Consider the following 20,986-nt stretch of genomic DNA (forward strand, 5'->3'; position numbering starts at 1 on the left):
TCCGCGCCTGGCGGGTGAGGCAATGACCCGGTACGCGATCGTCACCGGGGCAGGGGGTGGCATAGGCGGCGCGAGCGCCCGTGCCGTCGCTGCCGCAGGTTGCCATGTCGGATTGTTCGACATCGATGAAGACGCGGCGATGCGGACGCTGCGGAACATCGAGGCCGCCGGCGGCAGCGGCGAGGCCTACGAGGTGGATTGCGGCGACACGGCCGGGTTGCGTGGCGCGGTGGCAAGGTTCATGGCCGATGCCGGCCCGCCCGATGTCGTGGTCTCCGCGGTCGCCCTTGAGCGGCACGGCGGACTGTTCGCAACAAGCGAGGCCGATATCCACGCATCGTTCCAGACCACGGTGGTGGGCGCCTATGCCCTGCTTGCCGCGACCACCGCGCATATGCAGCAAACAGGCGGCCAGATCGTCGTCATCAGTTCGCCCCACGCCATCCGACCTTTTGCCGGCGCGCTTGCCTACAATATCGCCGAGGCGGGGCTGCGCCAGCTGGCACTGACTGCTGCGCACGAATTGGCCAGGTTCAGGATTGCGGTCAATCTCGTCGAACCGGGATGGACCGACACGCCGGGCGAACGGCTGCTCTATACGGAAGAATTTCTGGCGGAATCTGCCAGCAAGCTGCCCTGGGGCCGGCGCGCAGCGGCCGAAGAAATCGGTGCGGCAGTCGCCTACCTGACGTCCGAAGCCGCCCGTTACATCAGTGGCGCCACATTGCGCGTCGATGGTGCGATGGGCGTGTCGATGGCGAGGCTGCCGGGATTGGAGCCGTCATGAAGATTGCCTGCATAGCCGCCCACCAGGATGACGAAATGCATTGCCTGGGCACCTTGCTGAAATACCGCCAGCGGGGAGATGACATTGCCTTCATCTGCGTCAGCAATGGCGAACTCGGCGCATCTTGGGACAATGCATCCAAGCCCCACGAAATCGCCGCGCTTCGGCAGAAGGAAATGGACGATGTCGCCGCTGCCCTCGGAGCCGACTATATCTGCCTCGACCGGCCCGATGGCTTCATCTTCGACAGCCCGGATCTGCGGCGGGAGATGATCGACGCGATCCGCCGGGTCCGGGCCGATGTCATCTTCACCCATTGGACCTCCGACTACATTCCCGATCACTCGGTGGTCGCTTCGGTGGTCGAATATGCCGCGCTCTATGCCCAGATCGATTCCGTGCTGCCCGCCATTCCGGCCCTGAGCGCGGCGCCTGCCATCTTCTACATGAACCCGGGCGACGGCTATGGCTTCGAGCCGTCCCATTTCGTTGAACTCGATGACGATACGCTCACAGAGAAACTGCGCGTGCTGCGCCTCCATGCCAGCCAGATGGCAGTGATGCGCGAGTTGCGCGGCTATGACTATGCGGACATCATGGAGCAGGACGCCCGGCGGCAGGGCGCACGGGTGATGCGTAATTTTGCCGAAAGCTTTCGCCCCTGCCTGCTGGAGAGGCGTACTCCGCTCAGCAACCTGCTTCCCTAGTTCATTCGCACCGTCCCAGTCGTCCGAACACGCCACCTGCCGTGGCGCGAACGACGACGCTCATTCCAGAGGTTCTCCCATGCGCGCCGCCTACTATATCGGAAACAAGAACTTCCAGATCGAACCCGGCAATGCCGTCCCGCCCGGAGCGGGGGAAGTGCGAATCGACGTCGCCTATTGCGGCATCTGCGGCACCGATCTTCATGTCTATCATGGCGCCATGGACCGGCGGGTCGGCGACCACCGGATCATAGGGCATGAAATGTCCGGCGTGGTGGGCGCGCTGGGCGATGGCATCACCAGCCTTGCGGTGGGAGAGCGTGTCGTTGTGCGGCCGCTGGGCTCATGCGGCGAGTGCCCGGCATGCAAGGCCGGTCACGACCATATCTGCCACAAGCTGAAATTCCTCGGTCTTGACAGCGATGGGGCCATGCAGACCTCCTGGACCGTTCCTGCCGCGCTTGTGCACCGTGTCGGACCATCCATGGACCTGCGGCATGCCGCACTGGTAGAGCCGGTGGCAGTGGCATGCCATGACGTCCGGCGCGGCCGGGTGAGCCCGGGCGAAGATGTGCTGGTCGTCGGTTTCGGCCCAATTGGCATGCTCGTCGCCTTGGTGGCCCGGCATACGGGCGCCAATGTGCGGGTGGCCGAGGTCAACGAGGACCGAAGCCGGATCGCTGCGACACTCGGCTTCCCGGTATGCAACCCCCAGACCACCAGCAGCGAGGCATTGCTGGAGACGACGGGCGGCAAGGGTTTCGACGTAGTCTTCGAGGTCGCAGGCGTCCAGCAGGCCACCGATCTGGCTGTCGCGGTCGCCGCCGCCCGCGGCCGGGTGGTGATGGTTGCCATCCACTCCAAGCCGGCTCAGATCGATCTGTTCCGCTTTTTCTGGCGCGAGGTCGAACTGATCGGAGCGCGTGTCTACCGACCGGAGGATTTCGACGAGGCGATCCACCTGCTCGGTGACGGCACCATCCCGGCCAATCTGATCATCACGGAAACGGTCGATCTTGATTACATCGCGGATGCCTTTGCCGGCGCCCACAAGGGAATGAAGACGATACTGGCTATCGGGGAGCAATCATGAGCATAGACTTTTCACTGGCTGGCCGGACCGCGCTGGTAACCGGCTGCCGTCGTGGCATCGGCCGCGCCATCGCCGAGGCCATGGCAGAGGCCGGGGCCGACATCGTCGGCACCAGCGCCAACCTGGAGCCCGGAAGTGGGGTGGAGGCGGCGATACATGCCAAGAGCCGCAGCTTTACCGGTTACCGATGCGACTTGGCCGATCGCCAATCGGTCACAGCGCTCATCGCCGAGGTCCGGTCCCGGCATGGCCGGGTGGACATATTGGTCAACAATGCGGGCACCATTCGCCGAGCACCGGCCGCCGAGCATCCGGACGAAGCCTGGGACGAGACGCTCGAGGTCAATCTGACCGCGCAGTTCCTGCTAGCCCGCGAGTTCGGGCGCGACATGGTCGCCGTGGGCCGAGGCAAGATCATTTTCGTCGCGTCGCTCCTCAGCTTCCAGGGAGGCATAAATGTGCCCTCATATGCGGCGAGCAAGGGCGGTGTGGCGCAACTTACCAAGGCCTTGGCGAACGAATGGGCCGGCAAAGGCGTGAACGTCAACGCCATCGTCCCAGGCTATGTTTCAACGGACAACACAGCTGACCTACGCGCTGACGTGAACCGGAACGCAGCCATTTTATCACGCATACCGGCAGGACGCTGGGCTGCCGCGGAAGACTTGGCCGGGCCGGCGGTTTTCCTCGCATCGGATGCCGCATCATATGTTCACGGCTCCCTTCTTGCCGTCGACGGCGGCTGGCTCGGCCGCTAAGCTCCCGGGCTGGTGGACCTGTTCTTCCGGGCTCCTCTGCAGCTTGCGCACTATCCTGAAACGCGGCCCTTTGCGCTTCTGTTTGCGCGGGAGGCGGGAGATCCCAAGGAAGGTGAGCGCGGTGTTCTGGAGATGTATATCCAACCTGCCGCAATCAGTCTGATAAATGCCGTCCGGGCGACGCATTGCCTCCGGAGCTCCTTTACTGATGCGCACGGCGCTCGCGCGCAGCTTTGTCGAGGCCGTGCCATCGAACCTCACTATCATCTCGTCACTGCGTTGGGCCGGCTTTCTGCAGAGCTCTTGACGTGCTGCAATGGCTCATGGAGACGGTGCCATTAGCGGGACGCGAACCATACGGAACAATACGGGAAGATCTCCCATTCTGGCCCACGAAAAAGCCAATAAAATCAAGCTTCCTGGCACAACCTCCGGGCCCACCAAATAATAAATCTCAATGCTTTACGCCAAAACCTTCATCCTAAAACTTATTTAACTTGGTTAAACTCAATGGCCTTTGAAAGAAAACAGTTGGACCTTTGCACGTCGATCAGCCCCGGCTTGGGCACGGACTGGCCAGCCGGCGAATAGAGCCAGCTGCCAACGACCACATAAATTTGTTCGTTTTTGACCAATACACGCGGACGGATTCCTGTAATCTTCAGAAAACACCGGGCTAACCGGGGGCCAACCAGAAAGGTCGGGGAATGAAATACGTCGTCGATTCAATCGGCGGTCCCGCCGGCGGTGATGCCTGGCAAGCCGCTGTTACCGAAGCCTATTTTCCGCTCGACACCGAGTATCGGAACCGTCGTGAATTTTCAGGCACGCTGGAAACCTTCTCTCTCGGGCTCGTCAGCGTGTCTAAAATGCGCTGCGATGCCGTGAGCTATCGCCGCCATCGCCGCCACTTCCTCAACGAGCGTGACGCCAGCCTGCTCATCACCATCCCGGAGATGTCGGAGGTGAATTTCTCGCAAGGGTCGAGAACCGTCAATTGCAGTCCGGGGGGCTTCCTCGTTGAGAGGGGAGATGCGCCCTACGAATTCTGGCACGGCAAACCAAACGCGCTGTGGGTCCTGAAGGTGCCGTCATCGAGCGTTCGGGCGCGGATCGGGTCTGCCGAACGGCTCAGTGCACTCAGTTTCGACGCAACCCAGGGCGTCGCCGCGCTCTTCCTCGACACGGTGCGAACCACGATCGGCCATCTCGATGAGATCACTGAAGTCGCTCGCGAGATGATGGGCAGGCACATCCTGGAAATGCTGTGCCTGTCGATCGTGAGCGACGATCGCGTGCTGGACAGCAGCATCTCGTCGATCCGGGCCGGCCATTTGCATCGCGCCGAGCAGTATATTCGCGACAACCTGAAGAATTCCGGCCTCGGCCCGCAGGCGGTGGCCGATGCCTGCGGCATCTCCCTGCGTTACCTGCAGGTTCTTTTTCAGGACAGTAACCAGTCGATCAACGGCTTCATCCGGGACGCCCGGCTTGAACTTTGCGCCGAGGAACTGATGTCGGTGACCAACATCAGCAGCGTTGCCGAGATTGCTTACCGCTGGGGCTTTGCCGACCAGTCTCAGTTCTGCAAGCACTACCGGACGCGATTCGGCTGCGCACCGACGGATACCCGTCGCGAAGCAGCGAACCGGGCAGGCCGCGCTTCGATCTCGAGGCAGCGGCACTAGACCCGACGAAATCCGGGCCAATCCACCATGTTTTACGACGTCATCCCGGCAAAGGGGCGGCGAAAGCCGGGCCTTGCCCGCAAAGACCCTGCGAAGGAACTGTCATGAGCAGAATAAGAGTTGCCGTCGATGTCGGAGGGACCTTCACCGACATCTGCATCATGGACGAAGACAGCGGCGCGATCCGCATCGAGAAGACCGCCTCCACGCCTGACGATCCCATGCAGGCCATCATGAATGGCGTGGAGCAGGGCCGCATCGATCTTTCTGAGGTGACGATGTTCTCTCATGGCACGACGGTCGCCACCAATGCGTTGATCACCCGCCGCCTGCCGCGCACCGCAATGGTCTGCACCGAGGGTTTCCGTGACGTTGTCGAGATCCGTCGCGCCAACAAGGAAGATCTCTGGGATACCTACAAGGATGTCGCCAAGCCCTATATCCCGCGCCGCGACCGGCTGACCGTCCGGGAACGGGTCAGTGCCGAGGGCACGATCTTGGAAGCGCTGGACGAAGAGGCTGCGCGCCGTGTCGCGGACATTCTCAAGAGACGGCAGGTCAAGTCCATCGCCGTCTGCTTCATGAACTCCTATGTCAACGGCGCCAATGAGCGCCGCATGCGTGAGATCCTGAAGGAGGCCATGCCGGATCTGCCGGTCTCGATCTCCTCGGAGGTAATGCCGGAAATCTTCGAGCACGAGCGTTTTTCCACCACCATGGCGAACGCCGTCTGCGCCCCGGTCGTCGTCGACTACGTGTCGCGTCTCGGAGAAAAGCTTGCCGCGGCTGGATACAAGCGAGATCTCCTGTTGCTGCACAGCGGTGGCGGGGTCATGACACCCGCAAGCGTCAGGGATTTCTCAGCCCGGCTCGCAGGATCGGGCATTGCTGCCGGCGCGATCGCAAGTCGCTTCATCGGAAATCTCTGTGGCTTCCCAAATTCGATCGGCTTCGACATGGGCGGCACCAGCACCGACGTCTCGCTCGCATGGAACGGGGAGTCGCGCATCACAAAAGACTGGTACATCGAATTCGGATATCCGATCCGCTTCCCCTCCATCGAGGTGCTGACCATCGGCGCGGGCGGCGGATCGTTGGCATGGCAGGACGAGGGCGGCAGCTTGCGCAACGGACCGCAGTCCGCCGGCGCCTTTCCAGGCCCGGCCTGCTACAAGAATGGCAACCGCACCGCCACCAACACCGATGCCAATGTCGTGTTAGGCCGTCTCGGCACCAGCCTTGCAGGCGGCAAGATCACGCTCGACCCTGCCTTGGCCGCCCAGGCGGTTCAGGAGACGGTGGCGGCACCCTTCGGCATGGAGCTCCACCAGGCGGCCGAGGCGATCGTCGCCGTCGCCAACGCCAATATGAGCAATGCCGTCCGGCTTCTCTCCATCAGCCGAGGCTATGACCCGCGCGACTTTGCACTCGTCGCATTCGGCGGTGCAGGCGCTTTGCACGGAGCGGCCGTGGCAAAGGAGCTTTCGATTCCAACCGTGATCGTGCCGCCCAATCCCGGCGTCACCTCCGCGCTCGGTTGCCTTCTCGTCGACGTGCAGCACGATTTCTCCGAAAGCTTCATGGCCGATGCTTCGACTGTCTCGCCCGCCGAGATGCAGTCGGCGTTTGTCCTGATGGAAAAACAGGCTGTCGAGCGCCTGGCCCATGAGGGCGTGGCGCAGGAAGACATGGCGCTGCAGCGTACGGTCGAGATGATGTACCAGGGCCAGTGGCGCTCGCTTGCGGTGTCAGCTCCGGCGCGGATCGAGAGCATCTGCTCGCTGATCGAGGCATTCCACAACGAGCATGAGCGTGAGTTCAACTACCGCCGCGAAGAGGCGCCGGTGTCGATCTTCCGCATCGCGGTCAAGGCGATCGGCATCGTCCCGAAAGCCGAGATACCGCGGCATGAAGTCTTGCCGCATAAGCCACAGCCGGTCGGCCGCCGCAGCGTCTGGTTCGACGGCGTATCTCATGACGCGGCCGTGTATGAGCGTGAGCAACTCAGCGCCGGCGCTGCCTTCACAGGGCCTGCCATTGTCGAACAGTTCGATTCCACCACCGTGGTTCCGCCGGGAATGAGCGCGACCGTCGATGGCTTCCTGAACATTCTCATCGTGACGAAAGGCTGAGACATGACAAAGCTGATTGAAACGAGCCCTGGCCTCGACCCGGTAACGTTCGAGGTGCTGAAGAACTCCTTCATCACCACCGTCGACCAGATGGCTGAACAGATGCTTCGCACCTGCTATTCCTTCGTCATCTACAACCGAGACTTTTCTAACGCACTGCACGACGCCGATGGCAACTCGGTCGCCCAGGGCAACTACGACATCGCGGTCCATGTCGGTACACTGCACAACACGTGCAAGGAGGTGATCCGAGTCTTCGAAGGCGATATGGCACCCGGCGACGTCTACGCAATCAACGATCCCTATGCCGGCGGTACGCATTTCAGCGATGTTCGGCTCGTCCGGCCGATCTTCGACGAAGACAAACTGATCGGCTTTTCTCAGTCGAACGGACACTGGTCGGATCTTGGCGGCTCGGTGCCGGGTTCCTTCGACGTCACCGCCCGAGACATGTTCCGCGAAGGCCTGCGGATCACGCCGTTGCGCCTTTTCCAGCGCGGCCGCTTCTGCTCCGACGTCGCCAACATGATTGCGGCCAACACGCGCGATCCGGCATCGATCATTGGCGACATCCATTCCCAGGCGCAGGCGACGCAGGCTGCCGAGCGCGAACTGTTGCGGCTGGTCAAGAAGTATGGGCGCGGCCAGGTCATGCGCGGTATGGAGGAGGTTCAGGACTACGTCGAACGTGCCGTGCGAAAGCGTCTCGCGGAGCTGCCCGACGGCACCTGGGAGACGGTCGACTACATCGACCGGGATCTCGGCGCCGGCGAAGGCATGATCCCGATCCGCATCAAGATGACGATCAAAGGCGACGCGATCCACTACGATTTTACGGGAAGCCATTCGACCATTGCCTCGATGTACAATTCGGCCCCGGGCGCGACCTTCTCGGCCGTGGTCGCCGGCATGAAGACCTTCTTCCCGGACCTTCCACTCAACAGTGGGTTTTACCGGATGATCGAGGTGACCGCGCCAAAGAACAGCATCGTCAGTGCGGAATGGCCGGTGGCGGTGACCGGGTTCCTGATGCCGTTCGAAAAGATCATGAACGCGATCTTCGAGATGTGGTCGAAGATCATGCCCGAACGCGCTATCGCCTGCGCCTTCAACCTCGAATATCTGCTGGCCGGGGGACGGGACGCGCGCAAACCCGAAAAGCCGATCTTCATGTTCTACGAATGGCTGCCCGGCGGCTGGGGCGGGCGTAACGGCAAGGATGGTGCAGATGTCACCACCGCCTGCTTCGGAACCGGGCTGATGTCGCAACCCAACGAAGGCAACGAGCGGGTGAACCCGACTCGGACGATCGAGTTCCAGATCAAGCAGGATTCAGCCGGGCCGGGCAAGTGGCGGGGCGGCGTCGGCGTGCAGAAAACCTCGTTGTTGCTCGAGGCTGAAAATGCCGTCATGTCCTATATTTGCGACCGCGAGCGCGCTGTCGTCTGGGGTGTCGAAGGAGGCCTACCGTCGATGCCCCACGGCTTGACCATGAAGCGCGCGGGAGAAGAGACCGAGATCTGGCTCGGTTCCGTGTTCTCCGACTACTCCGTCCACACAGGCGACCAGTTCGCTCGTCCGACGGCCGGCGGCGGCGGTTTTGGCGATCCACTGGAGCGCAAGCCCCGCAAGGTGATGGAGGACGTGATCGACGACTACGTTTCTCTGGAGCGCGCCAAGACTGACTACGGCGTGGTGATCCGCGAAATCGACCGCGACCTGTGCCAGTACGAAATCGACGAGGCGGCAACCGAAGCCTGCCGTGCCGACATCCGGGCGAAACGGAAGGACTGGGCACGTATGGATCCTGAGGAGGTCGCGCGCAAATACCGCTCCGGCGAGATCGATACGCTCGATGCGGTTCGGCACTATGCCGTGATCCTCGACTGGGAGACTGGCGAACTCCTCCCTAAAACCACCGCCCAGTTCCGTGAGAGCTTTGAGAAGCGGACGGTCGCTTACTGGGCCTGAGCGCTAAAGGGCGTGCCGCAAACCTTGCGGGCGCGCATGGAGTTATCTGTTTTCTCGATACGATATTCAAAGAATTACTATTTCACAGGAGCCTAAAGCTGGAGCAACAATGCTGCAGCGCCGCGAAATTTGGCTGCTTCCGAGGGGTATGACAGATGGCACCAAGCGTGGATCGATCGTTCACCGCAGCCAGCACACTTGAAGAGGCAATGGCCGCACGCCGGCAAGGTGCGGCGGTGCTTGCCGGCGGCACCTGGATGATGCGTGATCCACGGCGCGGGGTCGACCTTCCCGAGGCGGTGGTCGCACTCCACCGAATACCGGCCTTGTCCAAAGTCGAAATCGAACCGGACCATGTCGTGATAGGCGCAGCCGTTACCCATGCAGTCCTTGGCCGCGCGTTGCACGGGGCAGTGGGCTTCGAAGGTCTGGTTGCCGCGGCGGACGGTGCGGCCAATCCCGGCATCCGAAGGGTCGCCACCGTGGGCGGCAACCTTTGTGCCCTCGACTTTGCCGCCGCCGATCTCGCCCCTGCGCTTCTCGTCTGTGAGGCGACGGTGGAACTGGAGACGTTCGAAGGCCCAAAACTCCTCGGTATTTCGGATTTCCTCAAAGACAGGCATACGCTGCTGGCCGAAGCGATTGTGACGAGAATTCATCTGCGCCGCGACCTGGTCGCAAGTGCTCATATCCGCCTGCCGCTTCGGAAAGCCGGCGACTATCCGGTCGCCATCGTCTCCCTCGGGGTGGACAAGGACAAACGATGTCGCATCGCCGTCGGCTCGGTGGAGCCGGTGGCGCGGCGCTGGACGGGGCTCGAACAGGCCATGAGGGCAGGCCAGGCCTCTGCGCTCGATCCGGAACGCGCCGCCGAGCTTGCACTGGAGCACAATGATTTTCAGGGCCGCGACGGCAAGGAAGCGGAGGGTTGGTACCGGCGCCAGGTTCTTCCGCCCCTGGTCAAGCGCGGTGTTGCCGCACTTCTCAAGACCGGGGGCCTGGCATGACCGTGACATTCCAGCTGAATGGCGAGGGCTGCCGCTTTGATGGCGATCCGATGACGCCGCTCGTCGACATCTTGCGGCACGAACGATTCCTGACGGGGACCAAAGCCGTGTGCCGCGAAGGCTTTTGCGGCGCGTGCACGGTGCATGTCGACGACGAAGCGGTGCCGTCCTGCCTGAAGCCGGTTGGACTCGTCCATGGATGCGCGGTGACGACCATCGAGGGATTGAGCTCCGGAAACCAGCCGCTGCACCCGGTCCAGGCCGCTTTCGAGGCGGCCGATGCCGTGCAATGCGGCATGTGTTTTCCGGGAATGGTCATGAGCTTTTCGGCTTTCGTGCGTGACAATCCGCATGCGAGCCGTCCTGAAATCAAAGCGGCGATGGTCGGCAACATCTGCCGCTGCACGGGATATGAGCGGATCGTCGACGCCGTGGCCGAATGCCTCGACCAAGCGCGGAAGGCTGGCCAGTTGGTGGGAGGCATCCATGTCTGAGCTGTCCGCCACGGTGATGAATCTTCCCCGCCGCGATGCGCAGGACAAGCTGCGCGGGCGGACGAAATACACCAACGACCGGATTCGCCCCGACATGTTGCATGCCGTGCTGCTGCGGTCGACCGTTCCCGCGGGGCGTATCCGCAAGCTCGACGTTTCGGCGGCACTTCGCTGTCCTGGCGTGCGCGCGGTGGCGACCGGCGCCGATGCGCCAGAACTTTACGGCATCGGCATTGCCGATCATCCGCTCTTGGCGATCGACACGATCCGCTATCACGGCGAGCCAATCGCCGTCATCGCCGCCGAGACGGAGAAGCAGGCGCGTGCGGCACTTGCCGCCATCATGATCGAGGTCGAGCCGCTGGCACCGGTGTTCACCATGGCCGAAGCGCTCCAGCCCGCCGCCCGCCTCGTCCACGAGGGCTGGCGCGGCTATGAGGTGATCACGGAGGGCGGCGCACGTGCCGGCAACATCGCATGGGAGGCAAAATCCAGCCGCGGTGACGTCGATGCGGCCTTCGCCCGTCCCGATATACGCATTGTCGAGAGCAGCTTCACCGTCGGTCGGCAGAGCCATGTGCCCTTCGAACCGCGCGTTGCCATCGGCTCCTGGGAGGACGGCCGTGCTCACATCCAGACCTCGACGCAGGTGCCTTGGACTGTGCGCAACGTCACCGGAAGGGTCATGCAGCTTCCACCCGGGCGTGTGCGGGTCACTGTACCCCCCGTCGGTGGCGGGTTCGGCCTGAAATTCGATGCATCGATCGAGCCTATCACGGCACTTCTGGCGCGGATGACCGGGCGTACGGTGGTCCTGGAAAACACCCGGCAGGAAGAGATGGCAACCTGCCTCTGCCGCGAGAATGCGGAAATACGCATTCGGTCCGCGGTCACCGCCGAAGGATACATCGCCGGGCGCGAGGCGGTCGTGCTGATGGATTGCGGTGCGTATGGCGGTGAGCAGGTTTTCCTGACGACGATGACGGCGCACACGCTGGGCGGCAATTACAGGGTTGGCGCAACGCGGCTCGTCAGCCGCGCCGTATACACCAACACACCACCCAACGGTGCTTTCCGAGCTTGCAACGGCGTCTACAACACATTCGCGTTGGAGCGACACACCGACGAAATCTGCGATGCGCTAGGCTTCGACCCAATGGAGTTCCGGAAGAAAAATGTCCTGGGAGATGGTGATCTCGGTGCCACGGGCCAGGTTTTCGAGGCCGACGTGCTGGGTCCGATGCTCGACCGTATGGAGGCGTTGCGTGCCAGTACCGGCACATCAGAAGCGAAGGCCGACGGCAGGCTCTATGGAATTGCGACCACGGTCGGCACATGGTTCGTGTTTGTCGGACCCTCGGCGGCAACGGTGAACTTGAACGCCGACGGCAGCGCAACGCTGGTCACGTCGGGTGTGGAGATCGGATCGGGCACGATGGTGCAATCCCTGCCGCAGATGGTGGCTGGGCAGCTTGGCCTCGCTCCCGACCAGGTGATCGTGCGCGAAGCCGATACAGATGCCGCCGGCCTCGATGTCGGCGTTGGCGGTGGGCGCACCACCGTGTCCATTGGTGCTGCGAGCATCGCTGCCTGTGCAGAGGTGCGGGAGAAGCTGCTGCGGACCGCCGGCGAGGTGCTCCAGACCCGACCGGAAGACCTGGTGCTGCGGGACGGTCGTGTCGAGATCACCGGACGTCCCGGTTCCGGCATGTCGATCCCCGCCGTCGCCGCCCAAGCACAGGCCACCACCGGCCCGATCACAGGAAGCGGAGCCTTTACCGCCAGGAACACTCCGGCAATGTCCGGCTGCGCCATGGGGCATTTCATCGATGCGCTCGACATCCCCGTCTTCGTCGTTCACGAGGCCGAGGTGGCGGTTGATCAGGACACCGGTCATGTCGAGGTGCTGGCCTATCGCGTGGTTCAAGATGTCGGCCGCGCGCTCAACCCACGCGCCATCCTGGGCCAGATCCAGGGCGGCGTGGTGCAGGGGCTGGGCTATGCGTTGCATGAAGAGGTGACGCTCACCGCCGACGGACGCATCGCGCAGGACGATTTCGAGACCTATCGCCTGCCGCTGGTGCAGGACGTGGTTCCAGTCGCCGCCGACCTCTACGAGGGCGCACCGTCGATGGGGCCTCTAGGCACCAAGGGCGCGGGCGAGGTCCCGATCCTGGCCGTGGGCGCGGCGATCGGCTGTGCGGTGGCGCGCGCCATCGGCAAGCCGGTGCAGCAACTGCCACTGACGCCGCCGCGCGTGCTTCGACTGCTGCACGAGCGCGAACCACCGCCGGAATTCCCGCACATCGCCCCCGGCTGGGCAGCAAACACTCTGGGCTGAGGCAAGCAAACCATGGTCACCCTGAACTGCGACATGGGGGAAAGTTACGGCAACTGGCGCTTCGGCGACGATGCCGGCATCATGCCTCATATCGATTGCGCCAACATCGCCTGCGGCTTCCACGCCTCCGATCCATGGACGATGCTAAAGACCGTGCGGCTCGCGCTTTCTCATGGAAAGCAGGTTGGCGCGCATCCCTCCCTTCCCGATCGCGAGGGGTTCGGTCGGCGCGAAATGAAACTTCAGCCGGAGGAACTGACAGCCGCCTTCGTCTACCAAATCGGTGCGCTGACAGGAATGCTGGCGGCCGAGGGCGGGCAACTCAGCCATGTCAAACCGCATGGCATCATCTACGGCATGGCCGCGCACGACATGGACACTGCCCGGGCGATCGCCGCGGCGGTCAAGCCGTTCGGCATCCCGCTCTTCGGCATGGCGGGAACCTGTCACGAGACGGCAGCAGCTGAACTCGGCGTTGCCTTCGTGGGCGAGTTCTTTCCCGATCTTGCCTACGCTCCCGGCGGCAGCCTGATCATCCCGCGCGTACAGTCGGCGATCGACCTAACGCTTGCCGAGCACCGAATGGTGGGGGCGCTTACCCGACGCGAACTCGTCACGACAGACGGCACGACCCGCCCGGTCGACTTCGACACCGTCTGCATCCACTCCGATCCGCCGAATGCGCGCGACGTCGCCGCGCTGATGCGGCGGATCATCGACACCCATTCCACAAGCCTCCCATGATTCATTTTTCCGGATCGTGAAAGCTCCACACACGGGATCGAGGACCATCTCGAACTCACTGCCCAAACCATTCCACAAGCCGCTGAGGACTTCCATGGACGCGCTTTCCAACTCTCTCGCCGCCGCCGACATCGCCACCACAATGCACCCCTACACCAACCTGCGTCAGCACGAACAAACCGGGCCGTTGATCATCAGCCGCGGCGACGGCATCCGCGTGTATGACGAGCGCGGCAAGGAATACATCGAAGGGCTCGCGGGGCTATGGTCGGTGGCCGTCGGTTTTTCGGAAAAGCGGTTGGCCGACGCTGCCTATCAGCAAATGCTGAAGCTGCCTTACTACCACACCTTCTCCTCCAAGGCGCATGAGCCGTCCATCCGACTCGCGGAGAAACTCGTGGAGATGACGCCGGAAAACCTGACGCGTGTTTTCTTCACGTCGTCGGGCTCGGAAGCCAACGACACCATCGTCAAGATGATGTGGTTCATGAACAACGCGCTGGGCCGGCCCAAAAAGAAGAAATTCCTGGCGCGGACCAAGGGCTATCACGGCATCACCGTCGCCTCCGGCAGCCTGACGGGCCTGCCGATCAACCATCGCGACTTCGATCTGCCGGCGATTCCCGTTCGCCACCTGACCTGCCCGCACTTCTATCGTTTCGGCATGGAAGGTGAAGACGAAGCCGCCTTCACGGCGCGTCTGCTCGCCGAGCTGGAAGCGGTGATCGCCGAAGAAGGGGCCGACACCATCGCAGCCTTCATAGGAGAGCCGCTTATGGCAGCCGGCGGCGTTCTGCCACCGCCGGTCGGATACTGGGAAGGCGTGGAGAAAATCTGCCGGGCAAATGACATCATGCTGATAGCAGACGAGGTGATCTGTGGTTTCGGGCGGCTCGGCACGCCCTTTGGCTGTCAGAAATTCAGCTTCACGCCTGATATCATGACGCTTTCCAAGCAGATCACCTCCTCCTACATGCCACTGGCCGCGGTGATGTTCTCGGAGGCGATCTATCAGGCGATCGCCGACAACACCGCAACGATCGGCAATTTCGGCCACGGCTTCACGGCGTCGGGTCATCCGGTCGCTACGGCGGTGGGTCTCGAAAACCTCGCCATCTTCGAGGAACGCGACCTGATCGGAAACGCGGCCCGCCTTGAGGCGTCGTTCCAGGCCGGCATCCGCTCGTTCGCCGATCACCCGCTCGTTGGCGAAGCGCGGGGTACCGGTCTTATCGGCGCCGTTGAGCTGGTGGCAGACAAGGCGACGAAACGGCCCTTCGCCAAGGTTGGGCGCGCAGGGACTATCGCAGGTGGGATCGGCCATGAGGAAGGCCTCATCTTCCGCGCCATCGGCGACCAGCTCGCGCTCTGCCCGCCGATGATCTCGACAGAAGACGATGTGAAGGAAATCATGACGCGCATGGGCCGGACGCTAGAGCGCCTGACCGGTGCGGTTGCCAAGGAGGGACTTGAATGACCCGTATGAAAGCCGAACCGGTCGTCCATATCGACGACGAACGCTTCCGGGTCACCGAATGGCGGTTTGCCACCGGGGCCGAGACCGGCTGGCACATCCATGGCCATGACTACGTCATCGTGCCGCTTACGGACGGTAAGCTCGGTCTCGAAGGCCCGGACGGCGCGCAATCGCAAGCCGCTCTCACCCAAGGGGTGCCCTATTCGCGGCGGACGGGTGTGGCTCATAACGTTATCAATGCCGGCGATGCGCCGCTCGCCTTCCTGGAGGTCGAGGTCGTTGAGGCTGGTAACCTCGCAGCCAGGCGGCTCGCCGTGCTCGACCGGTTCCTCGCGGCCTGGAACGCCCGCGACGTCGGCGCGCTGATGGACTGCATGGCTGAGAATTGCACTTTCCACGGCTCGGCCGGCCCCGATGCCGAAGGGCGCAAGCATAGGGGGCGTGACGCCGTGCGCGTCGCCTATGAAGCGCTGTTCGATGCCTTCCCGAAAGCCGTGTGGACCAGGGGACGACACGTCGTGACGGGCGATACCGGGCTTTCATCATGGCGCTTCGTCGGCACCACGGCAGCGGGGCAGCAAATCGAAGTCGACGGCTGCGATATCTTCGCTTTCTCGGGGGAGCTCATAGCGCTCAAGGACTCCTACCGCAAAGCCCGAGGGTAGCGAAAATCTGAATTCATCGAGCGACAAGGGCGGTCCAAGCGGACCGCCCTCATTTTTTCCAAAGGCAAGATCCTCAAAAGACGAGAGGCCCCGGTCGTCCCAAAGGAAGAGGACCTTTCGCGTATGAAGGGCCGGACTTATCCGGCCCATCTTCTCCTACTTGAGCAAGGCTTCCATCGGTACCGGCTCGGAAATCGTCCAGTTGCCTACAACACCCGGCTTGCCGGCCTTGGTCTCGACGATCAGGTACCGCGTCTGGTTCTGGTGATGCAGTTCGGGCGTGAAGGTGCGAGGCCCGAACAGCGTCGGCTCATTCTTCATCTTTTCCAGTTCCGCGACGACCGCGTCGGCATCGGCCGTGCCTGCACGCTCCACCGCCTTGGCCCAGACGTCGACCATGACGTAACCCGGAAAAACATACTGGCTCGAGGGATCGGCGCCTGTCTTCTCCTTGTACGCGGCATTGAACTTCAACACGGCCGGATTGGGATCGTCGCCATAGATCGATCCCTGAACGGGGACGTAGAAGTTCGTCAGATCGGGCACAGCCGAGAGCCAATAGCTACCGTCGACGCCCGAGCCGTTCAGGATCATGGAGTTGATACCTGCGGCGCGAAGCTGCTTGATAGCCGAGACAGCGCCCGGCATCATCGTGCAAAGCATGATCGCATCCGGCTCCTTCGGCAGAGACTTGATGCGGGTGACCTGCGCGGCGATGGAGGCGTCCTCGTTCTTGAAGGTGTCTTCACCGACAAGCTTCGCGCCCTGGGCTTCGAGCTTCGGCATCATCCAGTCGAAGCCGTCGCAGATGCCCTTGTTGTAGGCCGTCCAGGTATCGAGCAGACGGTAGAAGTCCTTTGCGCCCTTTTCCTTGAATGCCCACTCGGCCATGGTCGCTCCCTGTACGGCCGCCAGCACCGACGCAGAGAAGCTGTGCGGGCCGACACCCTGGATACCGGCCTTGACCGATTCCGCGCACAGGAAGAAGGAGATATTGCCCGCGTCCTCGGCCGCGAGCGCAGCCGGCGATCCGAAGTCGTAGTCGCAGGAGACGACCACGAGATCGGCGCCCTGGTCGAGCACGGAGAGGCCCGCCTTGGCGCCTTCGGCCCGGTCGGACTTGGTGTCGGCCTTGACAACCTTGATCTGCTTTCCAAGCAGACCGCCAGCCGCATTGATCTCGTCGATGCGGATCAAGGCGGCCTCCTGGGCAGGCTTGTCATAGGCTTCCATGAAGCCCGATTCCGCGGTGGCGAAGCCAATGACGATAGTCTCGTCGTCGGCCAGGGCCGGGTATGCAATGGACATCGAGGCCAGAGCGGTTGCGACAATTCTCATTTTGTATGTCATGCACGTCTCCTTTTTTGTTTTCCGGTCGGGCTTGTGCCGCCGGTCACTTGTTGCGACTGCTGCGGGGTAAGGTGAGCTCGCGGTTGCCCATGAGTCCGGATGGGCGAAGCGCGAGGATCACGATCATGATGACGCCGAGGGCTATTTCCTGAACCCCTTTCGGGAGGGCGAAAGTGGACTCGCCGAGCGATACGCCTGCCTCCAGCCAGCGCAGCGCCTGGATGAGGGCGGACAGCAGGACGACACCCACCACACCCCCCGACAGGCTGCCCATGCCGCCGACGACGAGCATGGAAAGGGTGATGAAGGTGAGACCGAGATAGAATGTATCGGGTGTGACCACGCCGATGGAATGAGCCATGAGCGCACCGCCCAGCCCCATCACCGCGCCCGATATGACGAACGCCACCAGTCTTTCCCTGGGAATGTCGACTCCGGAAGCCGCGGCGGCGGTGGACTCGTCGCGGGCAGCACGAAGGGCCAGGCCGGACCGGGAGATCGCGTGCGCCCAGGCGATGAAGATTGCGACCACGGCGCCGATGAGATACGGCCAGATCACGCGCACGATCGGAATGCCGACGACCGATGAGGTCGCTCCGGTCACGCTCTCCCAGTTGGAATAAATTGTGTTGATCATGGCGAGCATCGCGAAGGTCGCGATCGATGCTGCGATGCCCGATAGCCGCATCAGCACCCGCCCGAAAATGAGAGCGGCGAGGGCGGCGAACAACGCCGCCAGCACAGCCGATTGCCAGTACGGCAAACGGGTCGCCAGCAGCCATTCGGGCAGTCCCGGCAGCGAACCGCGTTTCATCATCGGATTGATGGTGAGCCACGCGGCAGCGTAGGCGCCAAGGCAGGTGAAGCCGATATGGCCGAAGCTGAGAACGCCCGAATTTCCGATAAAGATGTATAGGCCCACGACGAGGATGACACGGACGAACACGTCGATCACCGTCTGGTTCAAGGGCCGCGATCCGGTCATCACCGTGATCAGCGCGATGGCCAGCAGCAGCAGAGAAAGCAGGACCGGTGTCAGGATCGTGCGGCGGGCAAGCGCGAAGCGGGCAGGCTTTCGCTCGGCAGCCGCGGCACCGGCAGCGGTAGAGTTGGCAAGGGAGGCGGCGACAGCCATGAAATCAGACCCTTTCCTTTGTGCCGCGCGCGGCAATGAGCCCTTGCGGGCGGAAGAGGAGAACGAGGATGACCGCTCCATAGACAAAGGCATCGCGGAATGGCCGGGCGTCGATGGGCAACATGACCTGCATGATCACCGAGGCGGCACCCAGCAGGAAGCCGGCTAGCACGGCCCCCCCGAGGCTGCCGAGGCCGCCAATGACGGTGGCGATGAAGGCCATCAACATGATCGAGGCGCCCATCTGGATGTCCAGCGTGCCTGTCTGGGCACCAAAGATCAGCGCAATGGCGGCGGCCAACGCGCCGGAGAGGGCGAACGCGCCCATGATAACCCGGTTCGCACGCACACCCAGCATGCGGGCCATCGAGAAGTTCTCGGCCGCCGCCCGCATCTCCAGGCCGAAGCGGGTTTGACGCAGAAACAGTGTCAGGCCGATCAGGATGACCATCGTAGTGACGATCGTTATGAGCTGGAGGAGGGGAAGCCTGGCACCAAGGATCTCCACCGGTTGGGACAGTTCGGGCAGCAGCGAGATCGATTTCGGCCGACTGGAGAAAAGCATGAGCAGGAAGTAGCGAATTACGAAACCGAGCGCGAAGGAGGCGATCATCATGGTTGCCGGATTTGCCTGGCGGAACCGCCTGAAGACGACGATTTCGCACAGCACCGACAGTCCGGCCCCGCAGAGGAGCACGAAGGGCACCAGCAGATACCACGGCAATTGGCCAGCGAAGACGATGGCCATGGCGTCCGTAGACGGCCACAGCAGCGCGAAGACGCAGAAGGCGATGACGTCGCCATGCGCGAAGTTCACGAGCCGCATGACGCCGAAGATGAGGGCAATGCCAAGCGCCCCGAGCGCGTAGAGCGAACCAAGCGAGAGTGCGTCGAACAGGATCTGGAGCATCTCAGTGGTCCTCGTAACCGAAATAAGCAGCCTGGATCGCCTCGCCGTTGCCGAGCGTCCGCGCGTCGCCATCGAGCACGATCTGTCCGCCACGCATCAGGATCATCCGCCCGCCCACCATCATCGCCCGGGCCGAGCTCTGCTCAACGATCAGGAGCGTGAGCTGGCGCTGCGCACGCAGCGCGATCAGCCGCTCGTAGACCTGGTCGTTGATGTTGGGGGCGAGGCCCAGCGAAGGCTCGTCGATGGCAACAAGCCGCGGATTGGTCATCAGCGCGCGCCCGATGACCAGCATTTGCTGCTGCCCGCCGGACAGCAATCCCGCCTGCCCGTGCCGCCTCTCTTTCAGCATCGGGAAGGTTGCGTAGACGGCTTCGAGTTCGTCGGCAGCTCGGCTGCGCCAGCCGCGTTCGCGGGCGTGCATGCCAGTTCCGACCAGAAGGTTCTCTTCGGTCGTCAGCGAGCCGAAGACATCGCGCCCCTCCGGCACCATGGAGAATCCGAGCCGGGCGATGTTCTCCGGTGCCTGGCCGGTGATCTCATGACCTGCAAGGTCGATCCGGCCGCCCGCAACCGGCGTAACACCGGCGATCGCGCGCAGCAGTGAAGACTTCCCGGCTCCATTCGGGCCGGTGATGAACAGGATTTCTCCCTCGTCCATGGAGAAGGAGACATTGCGGACCGCCGTGAGACGGCTGTAGCGGATGGTGATATCGGAAAGGGCGAGCAGGCTCATTCCATCGCCTCCAGCACAGGCAGGTCGGTGTTCGCGGCCGTGCCCATATAGGCGTGGCGCACCTTCTCGCTGTCGCGGATCGCGGCAGGCGGGCCTTCCTCGATGATCGCTCCGGAATCGAGCACGACGATATGCTCGCAAAGGCCGAGCACCAACCCGACATTGTGCTCGATGAGCAGGACACCGCAGCCGAGATCAGCGGCGATGTGTCTTATCAGGGCCGACAGCTCCCGCGCCTCCAGCGCGCTCATGCCAGCCGCGGGCTCGTCGAGCAGGATGTATGCGGGCCGTCCCATCAGGGCGCGGCCAATGGCGACGCGCCGCTCGTCCGTATATGGCAACGTTCCGGCGATGCGGGTGCCCAGCGCACCGATGCCTATCCAGTCGAGCATCGCTTCCGCTTCGGCGACGGCAGCGCGCCGGCTCATTCCCAGACCAACGCCGGTTACCTCTAAATTGTCCAGCACAGGCAAGTCGCGGAAGAGCCGCCCACCCTGGAAGGTGCGGGCGATGCCGCGCCGCCGGACCTGATGCGGCTTGAGACCCGTGAGTGCTGCCCCGTCGAGCTTGATGGTGCCTTCCGTCGGTGCTTGGAAGCCGGTCAGCACGTTGACGAGCGTGGTCTTGCCGGCGCCATTCGGGCCGATGAGGCCACTGATGCGGCCGGGCGTAATTCGGAGGTCTACCGATGACAGGGCCTTCAGCCCCGCAAACGATACCGAGACGTTCTCCGCGCTCAGATGACTCATGTCCCTTTCCTTCTTTTTACCGACGGAAAGGCGCGAAGCATCCGGCCTTGCGGCCAGTCACGTTGCAAATGTCTTCCCCTGTCGGTTCCGGCGGTCTCTAGCGGACTGCTCGGATGCCAAATTCACGCCGTTGCCCGGCGTCGTCTTGTCGTTTCGCGCACCGGATTTTGTCTTCCGCCACGCGCGGTCGGTTTTCGCCGACCGATCTCCGGCTCCTCCGCCGGCATTTTTCCCGGCTGACG

At 62.9% G+C, this 20,986-nt stretch carries 18 protein-coding genes; 13 read left to right on the plus strand and 5 right to left on the minus strand.

Annotation, left to right across the window (positions count from 1 at the left end):
- Positions 1–22: 22 nt before the first annotated feature.
- From ABID19_RS00960 to ABID19_RS01020, 13 genes are all read left to right on the plus strand, one after another.
- The gene (locus ABID19_RS00960) at positions 23–787 is read left to right on the plus strand and encodes an SDR family NAD(P)-dependent oxidoreductase (RefSeq protein WP_354487275.1); all 765 of its coding nucleotides are present in this window, start codon (positions 23–25) and stop codon (positions 785–787) included.
- Complete coding sequence (locus ABID19_RS00965; protein WP_354487277.1) at positions 784–1,494, plus strand: PIG-L deacetylase family protein; 711 nt, start codon at positions 784–786, stop codon at positions 1,492–1,494. Before ABID19_RS00960 ends, ABID19_RS00965 begins: the two co-directional genes overlap by 4 nt.
- Before the next feature lie 79 nt (positions 1,495–1,573).
- Positions 1,574–2,587: a zinc-dependent alcohol dehydrogenase gene (locus ABID19_RS00970; protein ID WP_354487279.1), complete on the plus strand. Its 1,014-nt coding sequence runs from the start codon at positions 1,574–1,576 to the stop codon at positions 2,585–2,587.
- Positions 2,584–3,345, plus strand: coding sequence for an SDR family oxidoreductase (locus ABID19_RS00975; protein WP_354487281.1), 762 nt, complete (start codon positions 2,584–2,586; stop codon positions 3,343–3,345). The genes ABID19_RS00970 and ABID19_RS00975 overlap by 4 nt, the downstream gene beginning before the upstream one ends.
- Before the next feature lie 707 nt (positions 3,346–4,052).
- Complete coding sequence (locus ABID19_RS00980) at positions 4,053–5,033, plus strand: AraC-like ligand-binding domain-containing protein (protein ID WP_354487282.1); 981 nt, start codon at positions 4,053–4,055, stop codon at positions 5,031–5,033.
- Positions 5,034–5,137: 104 nt separating this feature from the next.
- Entirely contained in the window at positions 5,138–7,165 is a 2,028-nt protein-coding gene (locus ABID19_RS00985; RefSeq protein ID WP_354487283.1) for a hydantoinase/oxoprolinase family protein, read from the plus strand.
- A gap of 3 nt (positions 7,166–7,168) precedes the next feature.
- Entirely contained in the window at positions 7,169–9,136 is a 1,968-nt protein-coding gene (locus ABID19_RS00990) for a hydantoinase B/oxoprolinase family protein (RefSeq protein ID WP_354487285.1), read from the plus strand.
- Between the two features lie 155 nt (positions 9,137–9,291).
- Entirely contained in the window at positions 9,292–10,143 is an 852-nt protein-coding gene (locus tag ABID19_RS00995) for an FAD binding domain-containing protein (RefSeq protein ID WP_354487287.1), read from the plus strand.
- Positions 10,140–10,637 carry a (2Fe-2S)-binding protein gene (locus ABID19_RS01000; protein WP_354487289.1) on the plus strand — a complete coding sequence of 166 codons (498 nt, stop codon included), beginning with the start codon at positions 10,140–10,142 and terminating at the stop codon, positions 10,635–10,637. Before ABID19_RS00995 ends, ABID19_RS01000 begins: the two co-directional genes overlap by 4 nt.
- On the plus strand, positions 10,630–12,978 hold the full coding sequence (locus tag ABID19_RS01005; protein ID WP_354487290.1) for a xanthine dehydrogenase family protein molybdopterin-binding subunit: 2,349 nt from the start codon (positions 10,630–10,632) through the stop codon (positions 12,976–12,978). Before ABID19_RS01000 ends, ABID19_RS01005 begins: the two co-directional genes overlap by 8 nt.
- 12 nt (positions 12,979–12,990) lie before the next feature.
- Positions 12,991–13,722 carry a LamB/YcsF family protein gene (locus ABID19_RS01010; RefSeq protein WP_354487292.1) on the plus strand — a complete coding sequence of 244 codons (732 nt, stop codon included), beginning with the start codon at positions 12,991–12,993 and terminating at the stop codon, positions 13,720–13,722.
- Between the two features lie 94 nt (positions 13,723–13,816).
- Positions 13,817–15,199 (plus strand): aspartate aminotransferase family protein, encoded by a 1,383-nt coding sequence (locus ABID19_RS01015; protein WP_354487293.1) that lies wholly within the window; start codon positions 13,817–13,819, stop codon positions 15,197–15,199.
- Positions 15,196–15,864, plus strand: a complete 669-nt coding sequence (locus ABID19_RS01020; RefSeq protein WP_354487295.1) for a nuclear transport factor 2 family protein — start codon at positions 15,196–15,198, stop codon at positions 15,862–15,864. Before ABID19_RS01015 ends, ABID19_RS01020 begins: the two co-directional genes overlap by 4 nt.
- A gap of 156 nt (positions 15,865–16,020) precedes the next feature.
- Here ABID19_RS01020 and ABID19_RS01025 read toward each other — a convergent pair whose 3' ends face one another.
- From ABID19_RS01025 to ABID19_RS01045, 5 genes are read right to left on the minus strand one after another with little or no spacing between them, the layout of a single operon-like run.
- Entirely contained in the window at positions 16,021–17,214 is a 1,194-nt protein-coding gene (locus tag ABID19_RS01025; RefSeq protein WP_354487297.1) for an ABC transporter substrate-binding protein, read from the minus strand.
- Between the two features lie 43 nt (positions 17,215–17,257).
- Positions 17,258–18,349, minus strand: a complete 1,092-nt coding sequence (locus ABID19_RS01030) for a branched-chain amino acid ABC transporter permease (protein ID WP_354487298.1) — start codon at positions 18,347–18,349, stop codon at positions 17,258–17,260.
- Positions 18,350–18,353: 4 nt separating this feature from the next.
- The gene (locus ABID19_RS01035; RefSeq protein WP_095483664.1) at positions 18,354–19,259 is read right to left on the minus strand and encodes a branched-chain amino acid ABC transporter permease; all 906 of its coding nucleotides are present in this window, start codon (positions 19,257–19,259) and stop codon (positions 18,354–18,356) included.
- A 1-nt stretch (position 19,260) separates the two neighbouring features.
- Positions 19,261–19,995 carry an ABC transporter ATP-binding protein gene (locus ABID19_RS01040; RefSeq protein ID WP_027036290.1) on the minus strand — a complete coding sequence of 245 codons (735 nt, stop codon included), beginning with the start codon at positions 19,993–19,995 and terminating at the stop codon, positions 19,261–19,263.
- Entirely contained in the window at positions 19,992–20,744 is a 753-nt protein-coding gene (locus ABID19_RS01045) for an ABC transporter ATP-binding protein (protein ID WP_354487300.1), read from the minus strand. The genes ABID19_RS01040 and ABID19_RS01045 overlap by 4 nt, the downstream gene beginning before the upstream one ends.
- Between the last annotated feature and the right edge of the window lie 242 nt (positions 20,745–20,986).

The sequence above is a fragment of the Mesorhizobium robiniae genome (assembly GCF_040545535.1).
GTDB classification, from domain to species: domain Bacteria; phylum Pseudomonadota; class Alphaproteobacteria; order Rhizobiales; family Rhizobiaceae; genus Mesorhizobium; species Mesorhizobium robiniae.

Coding starts and splice junctions, on each gene's coding strand:
- ABID19_RS00960 (WP_354487275.1), top strand. CDS start 23: ATGACCCGGTACGCGATCGTCACCGGGGCAGGGGGTGGCATAGGCGGC.
- ABID19_RS00965 (WP_354487277.1), top strand. CDS start 784: ATGAAGATTGCCTGCATAGCCGCCCACCAGGATGACGAAATGCATTGC.
- ABID19_RS00970 (WP_354487279.1), top strand. CDS start 1,574: ATGCGCGCCGCCTACTATATCGGAAACAAGAACTTCCAGATCGAACCC.
- ABID19_RS00975 (WP_354487281.1), top strand. CDS start 2,584: ATGAGCATAGACTTTTCACTGGCTGGCCGGACCGCGCTGGTAACCGGC.
- ABID19_RS00980 (WP_354487282.1), top strand. CDS start 4,053: ATGAAATACGTCGTCGATTCAATCGGCGGTCCCGCCGGCGGTGATGCC.
- ABID19_RS00985 (WP_354487283.1), top strand. CDS start 5,138: ATGAGCAGAATAAGAGTTGCCGTCGATGTCGGAGGGACCTTCACCGAC.
- ABID19_RS00990 (WP_354487285.1), top strand. CDS start 7,169: ATGACAAAGCTGATTGAAACGAGCCCTGGCCTCGACCCGGTAACGTTC.
- ABID19_RS00995 (WP_354487287.1), top strand. CDS start 9,292: ATGGCACCAAGCGTGGATCGATCGTTCACCGCAGCCAGCACACTTGAA.
- ABID19_RS01000 (WP_354487289.1), top strand. CDS start 10,140: ATGACCGTGACATTCCAGCTGAATGGCGAGGGCTGCCGCTTTGATGGC.
- ABID19_RS01005 (WP_354487290.1), top strand. CDS start 10,630: ATGTCTGAGCTGTCCGCCACGGTGATGAATCTTCCCCGCCGCGATGCG.
- ABID19_RS01010 (WP_354487292.1), top strand. CDS start 12,991: ATGGTCACCCTGAACTGCGACATGGGGGAAAGTTACGGCAACTGGCGC.
- ABID19_RS01015 (WP_354487293.1), top strand. CDS start 13,817: ATGGACGCGCTTTCCAACTCTCTCGCCGCCGCCGACATCGCCACCACA.
- ABID19_RS01020 (WP_354487295.1), top strand. CDS start 15,196: ATGACCCGTATGAAAGCCGAACCGGTCGTCCATATCGACGACGAACGC.
- ABID19_RS01025 (WP_354487297.1), bottom strand. CDS start 17,214: ATGACATACAAAATGAGAATTGTCGCAACCGCTCTGGCCTCGATGTCC.
- ABID19_RS01030 (WP_354487298.1), bottom strand. CDS start 18,349: ATGGCTGTCGCCGCCTCCCTTGCCAACTCTACCGCTGCCGGTGCCGCG.
- ABID19_RS01035 (WP_095483664.1), bottom strand. CDS start 19,259: ATGCTCCAGATCCTGTTCGACGCACTCTCGCTTGGTTCGCTCTACGCG.
- ABID19_RS01040 (WP_027036290.1), bottom strand. CDS start 19,995: ATGAGCCTGCTCGCCCTTTCCGATATCACCATCCGCTACAGCCGTCTC.
- ABID19_RS01045 (WP_354487300.1), bottom strand. CDS start 20,744: ATGAGTCATCTGAGCGCGGAGAACGTCTCGGTATCGTTTGCGGGGCTG.